The organism is Rhodoferax sp. UBA5149, from assembly GCF_002413825.1.
Lineage (GTDB): Bacteria > Pseudomonadota > Gammaproteobacteria > Burkholderiales > Burkholderiaceae_C > Rhodoferax.
In genome coordinates this window covers 1-2,616 of record NZ_DHXT01000015.1, presented here as the reverse complement: position 1 = coordinate 2,616, position 2,616 = coordinate 1, and the positions used below count along the sequence as shown (strand labels likewise).

General features: G+C 59.2%; 3 protein-coding genes. All 3 read left to right on the top strand.

Going from position 1 to position 2,616, the window contains the following annotated elements; genetic code table 11:
* Positions 1-1,281: acyl-CoA dehydrogenase C-terminal domain-containing protein (locus tag B3V69_RS01110; RefSeq protein WP_296443007.1), on the top strand; the 1,281-nt coding region annotated here is incomplete at its 5' end.
* Between the two features lie 51 nt (positions 1,282-1,332).
* Entirely contained in the window at positions 1,333-1,764 is a 432-nt protein-coding gene (locus tag B3V69_RS01105) for a DUF2147 domain-containing protein (RefSeq protein ID WP_296443005.1), read from the top strand.
* Between the two features lie 91 nt (positions 1,765-1,855).
* Positions 1,856-2,616, top strand: a 761-nt coding sequence (locus B3V69_RS01100; protein ID WP_296443004.1) for a 3-hydroxyacyl-CoA dehydrogenase family protein, incomplete at its 3' end; no start/stop codon positions are given.

The following is a 2,616-nucleotide window of genomic DNA, read 5'->3' as shown; positions in this document are numbered from 1 at the left end:
GGTACCGATCTGGGTCTGATGCGCACCAAGGCCGAACCGCAGGCCGACGGCAGCTACCGGATCACCGGCAACAAGATTTTCATCAGCGCCGGTGAACATGACATGGCCGGCAACATCATTCACCTGGTGTTGGCCCGCGTGACCGATGCGCCGCTCGGCATCAAGGGAGTCAGCCTGTTCGTGGTGCCGAAGTTCCTGGTCAACAAAGACGGCACACTGGGCGCGCGCAATGGCGTTTACTGCGGTGGTCTGGAACACAAGATGGGCATCCACGGCAACGCCACGGCCCAGATCGTGCTGGACGGCGCGGTGGGCACCATGGTGGGGCAGCCCAACAAGGGCATGAACGGCATGTTCGTGATGATGAATGCAGCGCGTCTGGGGGTGGGTAACCAGTCCCTCGGATTGACCGAGGTGGCTTACCAAAACGCGCTGGCCTACGCCAAAGACCGCATTCAGATGCGCTCGCTGTCGGGCCCCAAAGCCAAAGACCAGCCCGCCGACCCCATCATCGTGCACCCCGATGTGCGCAAGATGCTGCTGACGGCCAAAGCCTACGCCGAGGGCGGCCGCGCATTGATGTGCTTCAGCTCCATGCTGCTGGAAAAAGAGCACAACCACCCGGATGAAAAAGTGCGCAAGGATTCCGGCGAAATGCTGGCCATGCTCACGCCCATCGTCAAAGCCTTCATTACCGACAATGGCTGGACCGCAACGTCTGCCTGCCAGCAGGTGTTTGGCGGCCACGGTTACATCAAGGAATGGGGCATGGAGCAGTTTGTGCGCGACGCCCGCATCAACATGATTTACGAGGGCACCAACACCATCCAGTCGCTCGATTTACTGGGCCGCAAGATTCTGGGCAACAACGGCGCCACGCTCAAAAAGTTTGGCCGTCTGGTGGGCCAGCTGGTGGCAGAAGAAGGTGTCAACGAGAAGATGGCCGAGTTCATCACGCCGATCGCCATTCTGGGCGAGCAGGTGACCAAGTTCACCACCGAGATTGGCTTCAAGGGTTTTCAGAACCCGGACGAAGTGGGTGCCGCTGCGGTGGACTACCTGCGCGTGGCGGGCCATCTGGTGTTTGGCTACTTCTGGGCCCGCATGGCGCAGGTGGCGTTGCGTGAAATCACGGCCGGCAATACCGACAAGTTCTATCTGGCCAAGCTGCAGACGGCGCGGTTTTACTTTGCCAAACTGTTCCCGGAAACGGCGACCTTGATGCGCACGGCCCGTGGCGGCAGTAAAGTGTTGATGGACACGGATGCCGCCTTGGCCTGAGTGCTGACCCCGTGTCCACGCGGTTTTTAATCTTTTGATCGAGGAGCTCTTATGTACAGGTCGATTGTTGCTATTGTTTTGGGAGCGTTGGCATTTCCGGTATTGGCCCAGATGACGCCCGCCGGTGTCTGGCGCACGATTGACGACAAGACCGGTCAGCCCAAAGCCGAGATCCGCATCACGGCGGATGCCGGTGGGGTGCTCACGGGGGTGGTCGAAAAGGCGCTGACGCCGAGCGCCGAGCCCAACTGCGACCTGTGCGCCGACGATCGCAAGGGCAAACCCAAGCTCGGGATGGAAATCATCCGTGGCGCCAAAAAATCCGAGGGCCGGGACGTCTGGGAAGGCGGCAAGATTCTTGACCCCGACAACGGCAAGGAATACACCTTGCGCCTGACCCCGATCGAGGGCGGTCAAAAGCTCGAAGTTCGCGGCTACATCGCATTTTTCTTTCGAACCCAAACCTGGATTCGCGCGCAGTAATCAATTAACCGTTCGCCCTAAGCTTGTCGAAGGGTATTTTTGAACGCATTCAAGGGCTTCGACAGGCTCAGCCCGAACGGAGATTCGTCAGATGTCAAGATTTCAAGTCAAAAAAGTCGCCGTGCTAGGTGCCGGCGTGATGGGCGCGCAAATTGCGGCCCACCTGGTCAATGTCAAGGTGCCGGTCATTCTGTTTGACCTGCCCGCCAAAGAAGGGCCCAAGAACGGCATCGTGACGCGCGCGATTGACGGATTGAAGAAACTCAAGCCCGCGCCACTGGGGGTGGCGGAAGACGCGGCTCTGATTCAACAGGCCAACTACGAAGAGCACCTGGACCTGCTCAAGGACTGTGACCTGGTGATTGAAGCGATTGCCGAGCGCATGGACTGGAAGCTCGATCTGTACAAAAAAATTGCTCCTTTCCTGGCATCGCACGCCATCGTGGCGTCCAACACCTCGGGCTTGTCCATTACGAAGCTCAGTGAAGCGCTGCCGGAAGAAATCAAGCCGCGCTTTTGCGGCATCCACTTCTTCAACCCGCCGCGCTACATGATGCTGGTGGAGCTGATCAACACGCCCACCACCCAGCCCCAAATCCTGGACGACCTGGAAACCTTTGTCACCAGCAACTTGGGCAAAGGCGTGGTGCGTGCCAAAGACTCCCCCAACTTCATCGCCAACCGCGTCGGCATTGCCGGCATGCTGGCCACCATGAAAGAGGTGGCGAATTTTGGCCTGAGCTATGACGTGGTGGATGACCTCACCGGCAAGAAGATGGGCCGTGCCAGTTCGGGCACCTTCCGCACCGCCGACGTGGTGGGCCTGGACACCATGGCCCATGTGATCAAGAC

What these genes read in the sequence shown, in the direction of transcription:
- B3V69_RS01105 (WP_296443005.1), top strand. Translation starts at nt 1,333, where the DNA reads ATGTACAGGTCGATTGTTGCTATTGTTTTGGGAGCGTTGGCATTTCCG.